General features: G+C 63.1%; 15 protein-coding genes. 8 read left to right on the forward strand and 7 right to left on the reverse strand.

The genetic code is table 11. The features are described 5' to 3' along the window. Positions 1-3 precede the first annotated feature (3 nt). Entirely contained in the window at positions 4-645 is a 642-nt protein-coding gene (locus tag ACIBJI_RS39250) for a helix-turn-helix domain-containing protein (RefSeq protein ID WP_364344709.1), read from the reverse strand. Positions 646-760: 115 nt separating this feature from the next. Between ACIBJI_RS39250 and ACIBJI_RS39255 the strand changes: the two genes are divergently transcribed. The 4 genes from ACIBJI_RS39255 (at position 761) to nrdE (ending at position 4,689) form a co-directional block, all read left to right on the forward strand. Beyond that, complete coding sequence (locus ACIBJI_RS39255) at positions 761-1,375, forward strand: NAD(P)H-dependent oxidoreductase (RefSeq protein ID WP_397088117.1); 615 nt, start codon at positions 761-763, stop codon at positions 1,373-1,375. Positions 1,376-1,801: 426 nt separating this feature from the next. Beyond that, positions 1,802-2,035, forward strand: coding sequence for a glutaredoxin-like protein NrdH (nrdH, locus tag ACIBJI_RS39260; RefSeq protein ID WP_062985026.1), 234 nt, complete (start codon positions 1,802-1,804; stop codon positions 2,033-2,035). A gap of 48 nt (positions 2,036-2,083) precedes the next feature. Continuing rightward, complete coding sequence (gene nrdI / locus ACIBJI_RS39265; protein WP_364344702.1) at positions 2,084-2,545, forward strand: class Ib ribonucleoside-diphosphate reductase assembly flavoprotein NrdI; 462 nt, start codon at positions 2,084-2,086, stop codon at positions 2,543-2,545. A gap of 38 nt (positions 2,546-2,583) precedes the next feature. Then, on the forward strand, positions 2,584-4,689 hold the full coding sequence (gene nrdE, locus ACIBJI_RS39270; RefSeq protein WP_364344699.1) for a class 1b ribonucleoside-diphosphate reductase subunit alpha: 2,106 nt from the start codon (positions 2,584-2,586) through the stop codon (positions 4,687-4,689). 60 nt (positions 4,690-4,749) lie between these two features. Here nrdE and ACIBJI_RS39275 read toward each other — a convergent pair whose 3' ends face one another. From ACIBJI_RS39275 to ACIBJI_RS39290, 4 genes are all read right to left on the reverse strand, one after another. Next, positions 4,750-5,118, reverse strand: a complete 369-nt coding sequence (locus ACIBJI_RS39275; RefSeq protein WP_364344696.1) for an RDD family protein — start codon at positions 5,116-5,118, stop codon at positions 4,750-4,752. A 247-nt stretch (positions 5,119-5,365) separates the two neighbouring features. Continuing rightward, complete coding sequence (locus ACIBJI_RS39280; RefSeq protein ID WP_364344693.1) at positions 5,366-6,358, reverse strand: LLM class F420-dependent oxidoreductase; 993 nt, start codon at positions 6,356-6,358, stop codon at positions 5,366-5,368. Positions 6,359-6,419: 61 nt separating this feature from the next. Beyond that, positions 6,420-6,863, reverse strand: coding sequence for an RDD family protein (locus ACIBJI_RS39285; RefSeq protein ID WP_364344690.1), 444 nt, complete (start codon positions 6,861-6,863; stop codon positions 6,420-6,422). Positions 6,864-7,150: 287 nt separating this feature from the next. Continuing rightward, on the reverse strand, positions 7,151-8,143 hold the full coding sequence (locus ACIBJI_RS39290; protein ID WP_364344687.1) for an LLM class F420-dependent oxidoreductase: 993 nt from the start codon (positions 8,141-8,143) through the stop codon (positions 7,151-7,153). Between the two features lie 156 nt (positions 8,144-8,299). Between ACIBJI_RS39290 and ACIBJI_RS39295 the strand changes: the two genes are divergently transcribed. The 3 genes from ACIBJI_RS39295 (at position 8,300) to ACIBJI_RS39305 (ending at position 11,117) form a co-directional block, all read left to right on the forward strand. Further along, positions 8,300-8,809: a hypothetical protein gene (locus ACIBJI_RS39295; RefSeq protein ID WP_364344684.1), complete on the forward strand. Its 510-nt coding sequence runs from the start codon at positions 8,300-8,302 to the stop codon at positions 8,807-8,809. 334 nt (positions 8,810-9,143) lie between these two features. Continuing rightward, complete coding sequence (mgtE, locus tag ACIBJI_RS39300) at positions 9,144-10,508, forward strand: magnesium transporter (RefSeq protein ID WP_364344681.1); 1,365 nt, start codon at positions 9,144-9,146, stop codon at positions 10,506-10,508. Between the two features lie 165 nt (positions 10,509-10,673). Then, complete coding sequence (locus tag ACIBJI_RS39305; RefSeq protein WP_397088121.1) at positions 10,674-11,117, forward strand: hypothetical protein; 444 nt, start codon at positions 10,674-10,676, stop codon at positions 11,115-11,117. 61 nt (positions 11,118-11,178) lie between these two features. On the opposite strand, the gene nrdF is transcribed toward ACIBJI_RS39305, so the two are convergent. Beyond that, positions 11,179-12,141: a class 1b ribonucleoside-diphosphate reductase subunit beta gene (gene nrdF / locus ACIBJI_RS39310; protein ID WP_364344675.1), complete on the reverse strand. Its 963-nt coding sequence runs from the start codon at positions 12,139-12,141 to the stop codon at positions 11,179-11,181. A gap of 58 nt (positions 12,142-12,199) precedes the next feature. After that, the gene (locus tag ACIBJI_RS39315) at positions 12,200-12,352 is read right to left on the reverse strand and encodes a hypothetical protein (RefSeq protein ID WP_364344672.1); all 153 of its coding nucleotides are present in this window, start codon (positions 12,350-12,352) and stop codon (positions 12,200-12,202) included. 225 nt (positions 12,353-12,577) lie between these two features. Between ACIBJI_RS39315 and ACIBJI_RS39320 the strand changes: the two genes are divergently transcribed. Next, the gene (locus ACIBJI_RS39320) at positions 12,578-14,698 is read left to right on the forward strand and encodes an MMPL family transporter (RefSeq protein WP_397088123.1); all 2,121 of its coding nucleotides are present in this window, start codon (positions 12,578-12,580) and stop codon (positions 14,696-14,698) included. Positions 14,699-14,739 lie beyond the last annotated feature (41 nt).

Here is a 14,739-nt window from a genome sequence, read left to right on the forward strand (position 1 = left end):
GCATCACTCTACTGGCCGCGCCGAGATGACAACCCGTCGAACGAACGCCTCCCAGTTATCGCCGATCCGACAGCGGTCGTAACCCAGGACATGCATTTGATGCATCACCAATGCGGCGCCGAGCAGGCCGAGCAGACCATCGGCGACCAACACCACATCGTCGTCGATCCGCGCTTGCCGCAACAGCATCGTCACGTGCGCACGCAGCAGTCCGTAGGGCGGGCCGGTGAAACGGTCGCCCGCCTCGCCGATTTCCGCGGCGCGATGCAGTTCGCCCGCGACCTCTATATCGAGTAGCCGGGCCCGGCCGAAGGCGACCAATCGCTCCACCGGTGCGGCGCCCGGTCCCAGCGGTGGTGGCCCGAACATGAACTCTTCCTGGAACTTTCGCTCGGCGTGGTCCAGGAGCGCGCGCAACAGCCCCGACCTACTGCCGAACCGTCGGAAGACGGTGCCCTTGCCGACGCCCGCCCGCTTGGCGAGTGCGTCCATGGTCAGGCTGTCCACACCTTGTTCGCGCACGATCTCCTGCGCCGCGTCCAGCAGTAGCTGGCGGTTGCGCGCGGCATCAGCGCGTTCGTGATTTCCGGGCAGGGGCGCACCGATGCCGAGCAACGGGCGCTCGGGCATCATTCCGTCCGGCATGGATGTGCTGTAGCTCACAGGCCTCTCGCGGTTCTCCCGGGAATGGAATCGGACCATGGTCCGGTTAGTGTAGGCAAAAGACCGGACACCACATTCAGTACACCAGGAGTCATCCATGAGCGAGCGAATCAACAACACAGCGCCCTTGGCGGACGGCGAAGCCGGGACCCGGACCCGGATCCTTACCCTTGTCGGCAGCCTTCGCGCCGCCTCGATCAACCGCAGGCTCGCCGAGGCCGCGGCTCAGACCGCGCCCGATGGCGTCGAGATCTCCATCTACGACGGCCTCGGTGATATCCCCTTCTACAACGAGGATCTCGACGTACCCGGCTCCGTACCCGCCGCCGCACAGGCGCTGCGCGACGCGGTCGCCGCATCCGATGGCCTGCTCCTGGTGACGCCCGAGTACAACGGCAGCATTCCCGCCGTGCTCAAGAACGCCATCGACTGGGCCTCGCGCCCGTACGGCGCCGGAGCGATCAAGGATCAGCCGGTCGCCGTGGTCAGTGGTTCGATCAGCCCGAATGCGGCCAAGTGGGCGCACGGCGATGTGGTCAAGGCGCTCGGCGTCGCGGGCGCCCGGGTTGTCGAGACCGCCCACCTGCACTTCGCCGGATTCGGCGAGCGGTTCGCCGCATCGCATCCGCGCGAGGATGCCGAGGCGCTGACGCAGCTCGGCGCGACCGTGCACGAACTGGTTCAGGCGACCGGCGAACTGGTGTCCGCCTAAGCGCCGAGGTCCCGCCAGCAGGGTCGCCCCCGACTCCATCCGTGGAGTACGGGGGCGACCCTTTTCGTTCGTCGAAAGAGGTTTGCTGGAAGGGCGCTACGGTATGAAATTGTGATCTGCGCCACTGTTGTGTCGGGTTGCGAATCGAGCGTCCAGGTACTTACCGCTTGGGAATTTCATCTTTGTGACTCGCAACATGTCGTGTTGTATGAATCTGTCGGCCACTAGGTGTAGTGTCTTCGATACTGGAAGACGGGATGAGATCAGCTTCGGCCGCGAGCGGCTGAGCAGGGATTTCAGGTACGGATCCAGGAGTTTGCGCAGCGTAGTCGGATCAAAGCGCCGCTAGCGACTCTTGCAGGTCGCTCGCAACGGTCAGCATACGGATCACAGGCTGTGGATCAGGCATAGGAGAGAGGGACATCAATGACCATCACCGTGTACACCAAGCCCGCTTGCGTCCAGTGCAATGCCACCTACAAGGCGCTCGACAAGGCTGGGGTGGACTACGAAGTCATCGACATCTCCGAGAACGACGATGCGCGTGATTACGTCATGGCGCTGGGGTACCTGCAGGCGCCGGTCGTCGTCGCCGGTGAGGACCACTGGTCTGGCTTCCGCCCCGACCGCATCAAGTCGCTCGCGACCGTGGCTGCCTGATCGCATCCAGCTTTCTGGTGTATCCGATGGAAGGGGGAGGAGGTAGCCATGTCTACAGGGACAGCGCTGGTCTACTTCTCCAGTGCCTCGGAGAATACGCACCGCTTCGTCGAGAAGCTGGGACTCCCGGCGACTCGCATACCACTGCACACCGCTGACTCACTGCGCGTAGACGAACCATACGTGCTGATCGTCCCCACCTACGGGGGCGGTCGGCACGTACTGGGGGGAAATAGATCCGATAGGGATTTCGTGCCGCGGCAGGTCGCCAAGTTCCTCAACGATCCGCACAACCGTGCGCTGCTGCGCGGCGTCGTCGCGGCGGGCAACACGAACTTCGGCGATACCTATTGCTATGCGGGCGAGGTGATCTCGCGCAAGTGCGGGGTGCCCTACCTGTATCGCTTCGAACTCATGGGAACCGCTGAGGACGTCGAGCGCGTCCGCGAGGGATTGGGATTGTTTTGGCAACAGCAACGACAGCACCGACCGGCAAGACAGCTCGCTTAGAGCAGCCTCCGGTCCGTACCGCCGAGACGGGCGAGGTCATGGACTACCACGCCCTCAACGCGATGCTGAACCTGTACGGCCCCGACGGAAAGATCCAGTTCGACAAGGACCGCGAGGCCGCGCACCAGTACTTCCTGCAGCACGTCAACCAGAACACCGTCTTCTTCCACAATCTGGACGAGAAGCTGGACTACCTGGTCGACGAGAACTATTACGAGGCAGAGGTTCTCGACCAGTACAGCCGCGCGTTCATCAAGTCGCTGTTCCAACAGGCCTACGCCAAGAAGTTCCGGTTCCCGACCTTCCTCGGCGCGTTCAAGTACTACACCTCCTACACGCTCAAGACCTTCGACGGTAAGCGCTACCTGGAGCGGTTCGAGGACCGGGTTTGCATGGTGGCGCTGACGCTGGCGGCCGGTGACGAGGTGCTCGCGAGCAAGCTGGTCGACGAGATCATCGACGGGCGCTTTCAGCCGGCCACCCCGACCTTCCTCAACTCGGGTAAGAAGCAGCGCGGTGAGCCGGTGTCCTGCTTCCTGCTGCGCATCGAGGACAATATGGAGTCGATCGGACGCTCCATCAACTCGGCGCTGCAGCTGTCCAAGCGCGGCGGCGGAGTTGCCCTGCTGCTCACCAATATTCGTGAGCACGGTGCGCCGATCAAGAAGATCGAGAACCAGAGCTCGGGTGTCATCCCGATCATGAAGCTGCTCGAGGATTCGTTCTCCTACGCCAACCAGCTGGGCGCTCGCCAGGGTGCGGGCGCGGTGTACTTGCACGCGCACCACCCCGACATCTACCGGTTCTTGGATACCAAGCGGGAGAACGCGGACGAGAAGATCCGCATCAAGACACTGTCGCTGGGTGTGGTGATCCCGGACATCACCTTCGAGCTGGCGAAGAAGAACGAGGATATGTACCTCTTCTCGCCCTACGACGTGGAGCGCATCTACGGCGTGCCGTTCGCCGATATCAATGTCACCGAGAAGTACTACGAGATGGTCGACGACAAGCGCATCCGCAAGTCGAAGATCAAGGCGCGCGAGTTCTTCCAGACCATTGCCGAGCTGCAGTTCGAATCCGGTTACCCGTACATCATGTTCGAGGACACGGTGAACCGGGCCAATCCGATCGCGGGCAAGATCACCCACTCGAATCTGTGCTCGGAGATCCTGCAGGTATCGACTCCGTCGCTGTTCAACGACGACCTGTCCTATGCCAAGGTGGGTAAGGACATTTCCTGCAACCTCGGCTCGTTGAATATCGCCAAGACGATGGATTCACCCGACTTCGCGCGGACCATCGAGGTGGCGATCCGGGCGCTGACCGCGGTATCGGACCAGACACACATTTACTCGGTGCCCTCGATCGAACAGGGCAACAACGAATCCCACGCGATCGGCCTCGGTCAGATGAATCTGCACGGGTATCTGGCTCGCGAGCGGGTGCGCTACGGGTCCGAAGAGGGGATCGACTTCACCAACATCTACTTCTATACCGTGGTGTACCACGCGATTCGGGCCTCGAACCTGATCGCGAAGGAGCGCGGTGCCTACTTCGGCGGCTTCCCCGAATCCAAGTACGCCTCCGGTGAGTACTTCGACAAGTACACCGATCAGGTGTGGGAGCCGAAGACCGAACGGATCGCGCAGCTGTTCGCCGATGCGGGCGTGCACATTCCGACCCAGGACGATTGGCGTGAGCTGAAGGCCTCGGTCATGCAGCACGGCATCTACAATCAGAACCTGCAAGCCGTCCCGCCGACCGGCTCGATCTCCTACATCAACCATTCCACCAGCTCGATTCACCCGGTGGCGTCGAAGATCGAGATCCGCAAGGAAGGCAAGATCGGCCGCGTCTACTACCCGGCCCCCTACCTCACCAACGACAACCTCGAGTACTACGAGGACGCCTACGAAATCGGCTACGAGAAGATCGTCGACACCTACGCCGCCGCCACCCAACACGTGGACCAGGGCCTGTCGCTGACCCTCTTCTTCAAAGACACCGCCACCACCCGCGACCTCAACCGCGCCCAGATCTACGCCTGGCGCAAGGGCATCAAAACCCTCTACTACATCCGCCTGCGCCAAATGGCTTTGGAGGGAACCGAAGTAGAGGGCTGCGTCTCCTGCATGCTGTGATTTGCGGCTCTGCGGCAACGGATTCCGTTGCCGCAGGCCTGCGCCCGGTCATCGTAAGGCTCAGCCGAAGAGTTGGAGGGGAGTTACTACGACGGTGAAGGTGCCTACACACCAGAGCTTGATCAATTGCCAGAGGGTGGGGAAGGTGCCATCGGGGTAGCGCAGGCGCAGGTCGAAGAAGGCTTTGCCGAGGGTTGTGCCGGTTATGCGCTGGATGAATGTGCGGTGCACGAAAGATGTTGCGACGGCGGCGGTTACGGCCAAGGGTATGGCCTGCTTGGGGTCTGGGGAGTATTCGGTGATCGTGAGCCAGACGGCGCCGCCGATTGCTGCGTGCAGCAGCAGATCGATGGCGAAGGCGATCAGCATCGACCATCTCGGCTCTTCGATGGTGCCGTCGGGGCGCGGCCGACCGGCGTTCAACGACATCGAATCGTATTTTGTCGCTTCAGGGTCGGGTACCGGCTCGACGTAGCGCAGTGACCCGTTCGGGTCGTGTGCGAATTGCGACTGCATAGCCGGAGGCGGCGCGTCCGCATAGTGGCCCGGATTGCCATGCACTACAGATATCTCCCAGGTCATCGTGTCGTGAGCTGATCGCCGACCATTGTGTCATCGGTCCCAGTGGTGGGAAGTCCGAGGTCCACAGGCACAGCGGCTTGCGGACCTCCAGCGGTTACCGCAGGGCTGGGGCTATTTCGCGTTCGAACAGGTCGATTCCGCTGGTGTCGTAAGCGGCTTCGGGGAAGTTGAAGATGGCGTAGCCGAGGCCGAGATCACGGACGTCGGAGAGGGTTTCGATGATCTGTTCCGGGGTGCCGACGGTGCGGGAGGTACGAAATATGTTGTCGACAAAGGCGGTCGCCTGGTCAGCGCCGACGACGGTGGCCACGCGGGCATGCACGGCGGAAAGACGTTCTTCGACTTCGGCTTCCGTTGACCCGATGATCGTGTTGAAGTTCGAGGATCGGACGATGGCGTCGAAGTCGGTGCCGACATCGGCGCAGTGCGCGCGCAGGATTTCGGATTTGCGGGTGAACTCTGTGGGATTGCCGCTGAAGTTGGTGTATTGGGCGTACTTTGCCGCAATGAGCAGGGTCTTCTTCTCCCCGCCGCCGGCGATCCACAGCGGAATTCCTTTTTCCTGCAGCGGAAGAGGGCGGACAATGGCACCGTCGACCTGGTAGTACCTGCCGTCCATGGTGGCCGTGCCCTCGGTCCACGCCTGTCGGAAGATCTGCACGCCCTCGTCCAGGCGACCGAGCCTCTCAGCGGTCGACAGGAAACCATAACCGTAGGCGCGCCATTCGTGTTCGTACCAGCCGCCGCCGATACCCATCTCGACCCTGCCGCCAGAGATCAGGTCCACTGTCGCCGCGATTTTCGCGAGGTAGACGGGATTTCGATAGCTGATCGAGGTGCACATCTGGCCCAGTCGCACTCGCGACGTCGATGCGGCGAGCGCCGACATCAATGTCCATGCCTCATGCGTTGCCTCCTCGGTCGGCATCGGCACCGTATGGAAGTGGTCACAGACCCAGATCGACTCCCAGGTGTCACTCGCATCGATTCGATGGCCGAGACCGCGCAGCACTCCCCACTGCGCCGCCGGGTCGATGTCAACCAGATCTAGCCACCACCCCTGCGGAATGAAGATCCCGAATCGCACAGATATCTCCTTCGTGTGTTTGCAGAATCTGCTCAGCACAGGGGCCGGGTATTTCTCGTGGTCACCCCAAAAACTGCAATGGGGTCGCGACGACGGCGAAGGCTGAGAAGAGCCAGAGTTTGATGAGTTGCCACAGGGTGGGCTGAGTTTCGTCCAGGTAGTGGAGCCGGAGGTTGAACAGGGACTTGCCGAGTGTGGTGCGGCCGATGCGTTGGATGACGGTGCGGTGCATGAAAGATGTTGCGATCCAGGTGACTACGGCCGCAGCCACGGCCTTGTCCGGGTTGGCGTATTCTGTGACGACAAGCCATGCGGCTGTGCCGACGCCGCTATGTAGAAGCATGTCGATCATGAAGGCGATCGTCGTCGGCCCGCCGGGGTTCTCGATTGATCCGTCCGTCCGACGGCGTCCTGCTGTCAGCGAGGTGGACTCGCGGTCGGGCTTCTGTGTCGGGTCGACGTAGCGCAACGACCCGACCGACGGGTGCTCGAAGCGCGCCTTCACCGCGGCAGGAGTATTCATACCGCAAGAGGTCGCCGGTTGCTCGTGGCCCCATTCGCCGATGACCGAGTATGCGGGCAGGATGCGCTCGGTTCGGTCGTCGGTTGGTGACGGCCTTGTCTCAGGACCGGTCTGGCGGCTGTCTGTCGAATTATCGTGGTACACAGTCGGAATCCCCCCGGAGTCGTGCATTCGCAGTCACCGCGAATCGTATTCGATGCCATTGTGCCAGCAGTGTCGTGCCGAAAGCGGCGGCCGCCGTCGGGGCGGCCACCGCTTTGGCGGTGGCCTCAGCGCAGGGGCGAGGCTATTTCGCGTTCGAAGAGGTCGATTCCGCTGGTGTCGTAGGCGGCTTCGGGGAAGTTGAAGATGGCGTAGCCGAGGCCGAGTTCGCGGACGACGGACAGGCGCTCGGTGATCTGTTCCGGGGTGCCGACGGCGGGGGAGGTGCGGAGCATACCGTCGACGAAGGATTTGGCCCGGTCGTCGCTGATCACCGTGGCCAAGCGGGCTTGCAGGGTCGAAAGGCGTTGCTCGACTTCGGCTTCGGTGGATCCGATGACCGCGTTGAAGTTCGAGGAGCGCACGATGGCATCGAAATCGGTGCCGACCTCGGCGCAGTGCGCGCGCAGAATTTCGGACTTGTGCGTGAATTCCTCGGGTGCGCCGCTGAAGTTGGTGTACTGGGCGTACTTCGCCGCGATTCGCAGCGTCTTCTTCTCACCGCCACCCGCGACCCAGATCGGAATACCGCCCTCCTGCAACGGAAGTGGCCGCACTATCGCACCGTCGACCTGGTAGTACTTACCGTCCAGCGTGGCCTTGCCCTCGGTCCAGGCTTGGCGGAAGATTTGCACGCCTTCGTCGAGCCGCCCGAGTCGCTCACCCGCCGACGGGAATCCGTAACCGTAAGCGCGCCACTCGTGTTCGTACCAGCCGCCGCCGATGCCCATCTCCACCCGGCCGCCGGAGATCAGATCCGTGGTCGCGGCGACCTTGGCCAGATATGCCGGATTGCGGTAGCTGATCGCGGTACACATCTGCCCCAGCCGAATGCGTGATGTGGTGGCCGCGAACGCCGCCATCAGCGTCCACGCCTCGTGCGTGGCCTCCTCGGTCGGCACCGGCACCGTGTGGAAGTGGTCGTACACCCATAGCGATTCCCAGGTATCTCCGGCATCCGCCCGCTGGGCGAGATCGCGCATCACCCCCCACTGCGCCGCCGGGTCGATATCGACCAAATCCAGCCGCCACCCCTGTGGAATGAAGATGCCGAAGCGCACAGATCTCTCCTTCGTGTGTTTACACAAAAACTAGCCGCAACGATCCTCGCGGGCCTCCCAAGATTGGCGCAGAGTTCGACTCGGCCTGCGTCGAATCACCTCCCGACCGGGAAATCGCTGGCGGGGCAGGCGCGGTACGGGTAATGCTGAAGGTCGATGAACAACGAAAGACAACAGCGACTCGGCATCGACTTCGGCCGGGTCATCCAGGGCGCGGCCTTCGCGGCGGGCGCCGCGGACACCGTATTTCTGTCCGGGGGTATCGAGCAGGCGCTGGCATCACCGCCGAGTGCAGACGCGTTCGAGGTATTGGCCCGGTTGGTGCGTCGGTTCGACGGTCAGGCCTGGGTCATCTCGAAATGCGGGCCACGGGTTCAAGAACGCACCCTGCAGTGGCTGGACCACCACGGGTTCTACGACCGCACGGGCGTGCCGAAGGACAATGTGCGGTTCTGTCGGGCCCGGTCGGATAAGGCGAAACACTGCGCGCAATTGGGGATCACACACATGATCGACGACCGCATGCAGGTGCATGAGGCCCTGCGCGATCTGGTGCCGCATCTGTATCTGTTCGGCGTACAGGATGGGCCGATACCGGACTGGGTCGAGCACACCCTCACCTGGCCCGATGTCGAGATCGCCGTCGGTGCCACGCTGACAGCCTGACACCGGATGTGGGTCCGGTCATATCCGAGCGGGATATCGTCGATCTTTACGCGATTCGAGTGTGAACACCCGCCTCAGCGCATGTATCCTTCAACCGGAAGCTGTGCGGTCGGCCCGATCCGGGCGGCGCCTTCGAGTAATCCGCAGTGGTGACGGCCCTGTGGCGGCATTGAGGAGGTGGGGTTGCGATGCGCAGCGAACCTCCCAGTCGAAGGCCGCGCGGCGCCGCCCCTTCGTAAAACCGTCCTGCAGTAGTCGGTCCAGGGGTTGGTGCCCGCGGTGTGACTTCGTTTTCGATTCACTCGCTTACTCGCCCGCGTGCTGAGGACCTCCCATGTCGCAGACCGATCTCATCGAAGCACGTCCGACGCTGTCCGCATCCCTGCAGGACATCGTGGACACCCATCGTGTCGCCGCCGCGCTCGACTGGCTCGACAACCAGCAGCCGCATGTCATAGCGGACGAGCTCGCGCGCATGGACGCCGTCCAGGCGGGCATCGCCTTCCGTCTGCTCGACAAGGATCTGGCGCTCGCCGTGTTCGAGGAACTCGAACCCGTTGACCAGCAACAGATCCTGGAGGGTCTGCGTGATCAGAGCTTCCGCGATCTGGTCGAGGCCATGGATCCTGACGACCGCGCCAGGATGCTGCGTGAGGCGCCGGCGAAGGTCGCCAAGAAGGTGCTGGCCGGACTGAGTGCGCGTGAACGCCGGATGACCGCTTCATTGCTCGGCTATCCGGAGGGTTCGGTCGGGCTGTACATGACGCCGGAAGTCGTTGCGCTGCCGCGGAATTTGAGTGTGCCGGATGCTTTGCAGACCGTGCGGATAAAGGGCATCAATGCCGAAACGGTGTACACGCTGCCCGTCGTCGACGCCGGTCGCCGACTCACCGGCATTGTCGAATTGCGCGAGCTGGTACTGAGTCGTCCCGACGCCATGGTGTCGGATCTGGTCGTCACCGAGCCGACATTCGTGCGCGCGACCGACTCCGCCGAGAAGGCGGCGCGGCTGATGCGCGAAACCAATGTCATCAACCTGCCGGTCGTCGACAGCGAGGACCGGCTGGTCGGACTTCTCACCATCGATGACGCCGTCGAGGTCATCGAGGCCGCCGACAGTGAGGATGTCGCCAAGCAGGCGGGTTCCGCACCCTGGGAGGGCCACTACATGGCGGCCAAAGTGTTCCAGCTGGCCCGCTACCGCGCACTCTGGTTGCTGCTGTTGCTGTTCGCGGCCACCCTGACGGTCAGTGTCACCGACTTCTTCGAGGGCACCCTGCAGCAGGCGGCGCACCTCGCATTGTTCATACCGCTGCTCATCGGCGCGGGCGGGAATGCGGGGGCCCAGGCGGCGACCGCGTGCGTGCGCGCGCTCGCCGTGGGTGAGGTACGCGGCTCCGACCTGTTCAAGGTGATCTGGCGCGAATGCCGCGTCGGCCTGGTCCTCGGCATCATGCTGGCCACGGCGGGCATCGCCATCGGCGCGCTGTTCGTCGATCCGGGCACCGCCCTGGTCGTCGGCATCACGTTGGTCATCATCTGCGGCTGGGCCGCGACCATCGGCGGCACGATGCCATTGCTCGCCAAGCGATTCCGCATCGATCCGGCGGTGGTCTCGGCCCCGATGGTCACCACCCTGGTCGACGCCACCGGCCTGATCATCTACTTCACCACCGCCAAACTGGTCCTCGGCATCTGAGGCGAATCGCCCTGACGCACAAGGCTTGCCGTCTCTCGAACGTGCGTGTCCGCGTGTCTCCCGTGTGTCGGAAAAGCATTCCGACCGAAGCTTGGCAGTTGTCAGAGCCGAACGCTATTGTCGAACATGCTTTCGATGTCGAGTGGCCAAGGGGAGGGTTCGACCATGAGTACCAGCGGGAAGTCTCTTGAACAACGGGTATGGGAACTAGAACTGTGGCGCGATCACCAGATCACCCGGGATACTGTGACGGTGACGCAAATCCACGAGCAGTTAGCTGCTATCCACGCCAGCATGGGCGGCATCCGCACCAGCATCGGTGATCTGGATGGCCGTTCGGTCGCGTCGCGCTTGATTTCGATGAATGTCGACATGGGAAATATGGCTTCGCGTCAAGACGTGATGGATGTACGACTGGCATCGATAGAGTCGGATGTGGGCATACTCAAGTCGGATGTCGGCACACTCAAGTCGGATGTGGGCACGCTGAAGTCGGATGTGGGCACGCTGAAGTCGGATGTGGGCACGCTGAAGTCGGATGTCGGCACACTCAAGTCAGACGTTGCTCAGATTCTGCAGATTTTGCGGAAACCCAACGACGACAAGTAGTTTCAGGCGAAGAAATCTGGCTCGGCTCCTCTGGGGCCGAGCCAGATTTCGTTGCGGTAGCTCAGAACTCCCAGTCTTCGTCTTCGGTATTGACGGCCTTACCGATGACGTAGCTGGAGCCGGAGCCGGAGAAGAAGTCGTGGTTCTCGTCGGCATTGGGGGACAGGGCCGAGAGGATGGCCGGGTTGACTTCGGTTTCGTCCTTGGGGAACAGGCCCTCGTAGCCGAGGTTCATCAGCGCCTTGTTGGCGTTGTAGCGCAGGAACTTCTTGACGTCCTCGGTGAGGCCGACCTCGTCGTAGAGGTCCTGGGTGTATTCGACCTCGTTGTCGTAGAGCTCGAAGAGCAGCTCGAAGGTGTAGTTCTTGAGGTCTTCGCGCTCGGCCTGGCTGAGCAGTTCCAGACCCTTCTGGTACTTGTAGCCGATGTAGTAGCCGTGCACCGCCTCGTCGCGGATGATCAGGCGGATCAGGTCGGCGGTGTTGGTGAGCTTGGCCCGCGAGGACCAGTACATCGGCAGGTAGAAGCCGGAGTAGAACAGGAAGCTCTCCAGCAGGGTGGAGGCCACCTTGCGCTTGAGCGGATCGTCGCCGCGGTAGTACTCCAGCACGATCTCGGCCTTGCGCTGCAGGTTTCGGTTCTCCTCCGACCAGCGGAACGCGTCATCGATCTCGCGGGTGGAGCACAGTGTGGAGAAGATGGAGCTGTAGCTCTTGGCATGCACCGACTCCATGAACGCGATATTGGTGAGCACCGCCTCCTCATGCGGTGTCACGGCGTCCGGGATGAGGCTCACCGCACCGACCGTGCCCTGGATGGTGTCCAGCAGCGTCAGGCCGGTGAAGACCCGCATGGTCAGTTGCTTCTCGTCGGCGGTGAGGGTGTTCCAGGACGGAATGTCATTGGACACCGGCACCTTCTCGGGCAGCCAGAAGTTGCCGGTCAGGCGATCCCAGACCTCGGCATCCTTCTCGTCGGGCACCCGATTCCAGTTGATGGCCGACACCCGGTCGATCAGTTTCATCCTGCCTCCACACCCTTCCCGAGCACGCTGCCGTCACGGAATTGCTACGCCCTGAACACTACTCCTTGGGGGTGACAAGTCCGTGCAGCACAACACCTTGTGTCGCAGCGGCGTCTTTCGCGATGGCGCAGATGCGCCGGTGACCACCGCGTGCGGCACCCATTGTGCGGCACGCGATGTGAAATCCGTGCATCGATACCGGCGCTGTCATCGTGGTCGCCTGCCGTTTGCCATCCGGCCCGTCGCGGGCCCGGTGCACCGGGGATGCGTGGTTGTGGTGTCGGCGCCGAGATTGCTGCAATTGCTCGGTGACAACCGCTGGTGCGCCTGGCAGCCTCGGCCGCACCGAAGTGGGCGCAGTGTCACATTTTCGCTCGCGGGTGTCGGAGCCCGGCAGTAGCATCGGTCCGACTGTGGCGGCGACCGAGAGGGCCAGATGTCCGCACCGACCGATCCGGATATGTCCGATCTGCTCGGCCGACTCTCACGTGTGCCGAGTGGCCGCCGGAGCAAATGGGTGGTTCTCGGCGTTTGGATCATCGCCCTGCTCGCACTGGGCACCTTCGCTGGAAAGCTCACCGGCGCGCAGAAGAACGACAATGTCACCTGGCTGCCGGACAGCGCCGAATCCACCCAGGCATTCAAGCTGGCCGAGAAATTCGGCAATAGCGATCAGGTTCCGGTAGTACTGGTGTACGAGCGCAGGGACGGGATCGCCGAGGCCGATCGACTTGTGGTCGGCGCCGATGCCAAGCGGTTTCGGCAGGTCGAGCATGTGGTGTCCGATGAGGTGCTCGGCCCGATCCAGTCCGGCGATGGTCAGGCGCTGGAGATTCTGGTGCCGATCTCGATGGGATCCGAGGGCTTCAACCGACTGACGAATGTCGTCGCTGCGATCAATGATGCGGCAGGGGAGCGACCCGACGGATTGTCCTTCTACGCCACCGGACCGGCCGGGTACGCGGCCGAATTCGGCGAGGTGTTCAAGGGGATCGACGGTTTGCTGCTGTATTCGGCCGCCGCGGTTGTCATCGTCATTCTGCTGATCACCTACGGTCCGATGCTGTGGCTGTTTCCGCTGCTCACGGTCGGTTTCGCGCTGGTGATATCGCAGGCCGCCGTATTCGGCGCGACCAAGGTGGGGCTGACCGTCAACGCGCAGAGCCAGGCCATCCTCACCGTCCTGGTCTTCGGCGCGGGCACCGACTATGCGCTGCTACTGGTTGCGCGCTATCGCGAGGAACTGCGCCGCCATCCCGATAAACATGAGGCGATGGCGGTCGCGCTGCACCGCGCCGGACCGGCGGTGCTGGCCAGCGGTTGCACCGTGATCGTCTCGATGCTGGCGCTGCTGGTAGCGGAAATGAACTCCACCAAGGGCGTCGGGCCAGTCTGTGCCATCGGGATCGCGGTGGCGCTGCTGGCAATGTTGACCCTGCTGCCCGCGCTGCTGGTGATCGTCGGCCGGTGGATCTTCTGGCCGCGGCATCCGAATTTCGGCACCGTCAACGAGACCGAATCCGGTATTTGGGCGCGCGTCGGATTCGCCATTGCCCGGCGGCCGCGCACCGTCTGGATCGGCACCGCACTGGCACTCGGTGCACTCGCACTCGGTGTCAGCGGGTTGGAGGCCGAGGGCGTCGCGAATAAGGATGCCTTCGTCGGCTCATCCGCCGCAGTCACCGGAACCGAAGTGCTGGAACGGCATTTCGAGGCGGGCACCGGTCAGCCGGTGATGGTCGTCGCCTCGTCCGCACGCATCAGTGCGGTCGGCAGCGCCTTGGGATCGACACCCGGAATTACGGCGCCGTCGCGACCGATCGTCAAGGACGATCTGGCCTATCTGGAGGGCACGCTCACGGATCCGCCGGACAGCCGGGCCGCCGAGGCCACCATCGACCGGGTGCGTGCGGCTGTGCACGCGGTGGATCCGCAGGCCAGGGTCGGCGGGCAGACGGCCGTCGTGCTGGACATCAAACGCGCTGTGGCACATGACAATCGGGTCATCGTGCCGGTGGTGCTCGCCATCGTGATGGTGATCCTGATGGTGCTGCTTCGCGCGGTGTTCGCGCCGATTCTGCTCACGGCGACGGTGGTGCTGTCCTATTTCGCCGCGCTCGGGCTGAGCCGCTGGATCTTCGATCTGGCTGGTTTCAAGGGCGCCGATGCCGGACTGCCGCTGCTGACATTCGTCTTCCTGGTGGCACTCGGAATCGACTACAACATCTTCCTGATGTCGCGGGTGCACGAGGAGGCGGTAAAGCATCGCACCAAGGCGGGCGCACTCATCGGTTTGGCCGCAACGGGCGGGGTGATCACCTCGGCCGGACTGGTCCTGGCAGGCACATTCGCGGTATTCGCGACCATGCCGGTGGTGACCTTCGCCGAAATGGGCATTGTCATCGCCGTCGGCGTGCTGCTCGACACCGTGATCGTGCGTTCGATCCTGGTCACCGCCCTGACGCTGGATATCGGCGATCGGATCTGGTGGCCGAGTGCGCTGGCCCGGCCGCGTGTGGCGGCCGAACCCGAGCCGGAGATCAGTCTCAGTAGGTGACCCGCCGCCGCGCTGCGGCGTTTCGGGCGCGTCGAAGGTTA

The sequence above is a fragment of the Nocardia sp. NPDC050408 genome (assembly GCF_044458905.1).
In the GTDB taxonomy this organism is placed as follows: Bacteria; Actinomycetota; Actinomycetes; order Mycobacteriales; family Mycobacteriaceae; genus Nocardia.